Here is a 2,485-nt window from a genome sequence, read left to right as displayed (position 1 = left end):
TGGGGACTCTGAGAGATGAATAGGACAGCTTGCAGAGAACCAATAAGATCACGTGTACACGTGATAATAAGCCCTACAATCAATTTGCTTTGTCAGGGTGGATAGTTAACATCCCCAATTTAACAGGCGAATTCTAAAAAAGAGAAATATAAAAATATGAAATAGTCCTGTTGAAATCCTTTAAGCTTTTTCCATAACCTTATCTGTCGCGTTGAGCGTAATAGTAATTACAAACACAAAATTATGTGGCGCACCCCATCGCTTGATGTGAGGGCACTGGCTCAATTTCATTTACAAAGATTGGTAATACTCCTTTATTTTCCTCGCCATTAAAACTCTTCTATGTTCTAAAAATTCATCGTACTTTTCAATATTCATTGAAAAAATGCTATCAGGAATGCAGTTTTGCTTTAAGTTCTCTGTAAGAGTTTCAAAGTCAGTGATTCCACCATACTTTAAATCCTGACAATTGCATTGCTCTTTTAATTCGTTAAGGTACATCTCTGGAGCTTTATTGCCTATCTTGATGTTAATTTCGGACTGCGTGTAAGCATAATTGGCAACTTGGTTATATTGTCCTTTTTGCAACCCGTATTTTTTCAAATAATCCTTTGGGAAGATGTGGTGGATATCACCTTTATGAGATATTAAATCCTTCACAGTTATGTCTCGTGAAAGAAAACCCTTATCGTTTAGTTTTACCTGAGCTGCTAAGTACACATTGAAATAGGGACTTGTTGAAAACGAAGTATCCAAATTCCCCACTAGTGCAATATCAAAAAAGGTATCAGAAAGATCTGCGCTTTCCACACTCTTGAGATATTCTCCAAAGTCCATCTTTGAAATATTCTTTATATCATGATCAAACCACGATTCAGGAGAGCCTGAATACCTTCCAGTTAAAACAGATAAGACAAACCACCTGCGCACATATGATTCAATCTGAGCTGGATTGCAGTTCTTTGCCTTCAATGCTAGGTATAAAATGTATGCAAAATTGAGTGTATTCTGTGAACGAACGAGACTGGAAGAAATAAAACCTGCAGATTTGATTATCATGAGGAAACGTTTGAAATTGGTCTCATTTATAAATTCATATATACCTTCCTCAAGCTTCTTGAAAGAATCTCGGGCAATTTCCTCTTCATAAGTCCTTGTTTCAAAGTTTCTGCCGGAAAGCAAACTGACAAGGTCTGATAGTTTTCCCCTATGAGCTCCAGATGTGAAGACAACTCTCAGCAAATCTGTATAATTTGGATCATATAGATCATCATTCTCATTTTTCAGCCAAGTCATTTTTCGGAAATACTCTGTTGAAGCAAATTCGCTGTCAATATCTACAATTTGACTGTAAAATTCCGGAGCAACCGCCAAATGACAGAAGTAATCAATAGCTTTTCTGATTGTGGACCCATTATATGTTTCATTTGCAGCAATCTTTGACATTGCAAAATCAGCCTGACTCAGCACAACTCCCTTTGAATTTATGCGCACGAATATCTCAGTCACTGTTTCAATATCTAGATCAGAATCCAGCTCAATCAAACCAAGTTGTTTATGAGTAATCATTTTTAGGTTCTCAAGGGCATCTTCAACTTGGTACTCATCTGCATTAGGATTTTTTTCACAATAATTATCGATAATTTTCCTAGTTCTTTCCATCCCTGTAATAATTGGGGATATATCTGGAATCCATGCATTGTCTTTCTGTATAGCAGAGTTAAACACTTCGAATTTCTCTTCTATTGGCTGAAATGAAATTTTAATTTTCTCTCGTACATAATTCTTGTTTATTATATACTCTCCAAGAATAGCTGCCCTTAAAGCCATAACCCGTTGCTGACCATCAATAAGAATTTTCTTTCCTTCTGAGAATGAGCCATCTTTTAGTTTGACATTTGGATTCCGCCAAGCAATCAGATAACCAATTGGATATCCCTGATAAAGAGAATCCATAAGGTCCCTGACTTTTGTTGAGTCCCAGACAAAAGGTCTCTGGATTTCAGGAATTGCTATTTCCCCGGTTTTTACCCAAGTAAGAATCGCTTCTATCAAGTGTTGATTCACGGCATACTTTTGCGTTTTCATGGTTCAGTTTCCTTATTATTTTGAGATGTCGTAAAGAGAATAGAGTATAAGTAGACTTATTGCAGGTGGCAGTGTCGGTAACTAATGGATTTATATTAAAACAGTTGACAAAACAATTAATTAATGTTTCTATTTGAATCTCATGATTTGAATTAAAAATTGATTTTTGGTTGCCCACTGATAACTCGGCTAAAACTGCCAGGAAAAGGCATCTAATGAGCTTGTTTTAGTCTGATTTGCGGATGATTGCACGAATGTTGGGGTACCCCTTTCTTTCTTCATTTTTTGGTTCTGTTGCAAAAAATCTGGCTGTTTTACCAAACCAGTGAAAAACATCACAATTGTGATATTAAGATGTCATAAGCAGGTCAATAATAACATAAAAAGAAGTTATTAT

At 35.9% G+C, this 2,485-nt stretch carries 1 protein-coding gene; it reads right to left on the bottom strand.

Going from position 1 to position 2,485, the window contains the following annotated elements:
• Positions 1 to 291: 291 nt before the first annotated feature.
• On the bottom strand, positions 292 to 2,088 hold the full coding sequence (locus RG963_RS16365) for a GmrSD restriction endonuclease domain-containing protein (RefSeq protein WP_310577343.1): 1,797 nt from the start codon (positions 2,086 to 2,088) through the stop codon (positions 292 to 294).
• Positions 2,089 to 2,485 lie beyond the last annotated feature (397 nt).

This window comes from Methanosarcina baikalica, from assembly GCF_031461075.1.
GTDB classification, from domain to species: Archaea; Halobacteriota; Methanosarcinia; order Methanosarcinales; family Methanosarcinaceae; genus Methanosarcina; species Methanosarcina baikalica.
This window is presented reverse-complemented; position numbering and strand designations above follow the sequence as displayed.

Coding starts and splice junctions, on each gene's coding strand:
- RG963_RS16365 (WP_310577343.1), bottom strand. CDS start 2,088: ATGAAAACGCAAAAGTATGCCGTGAATCAACACTTGATAGAAGCGATT.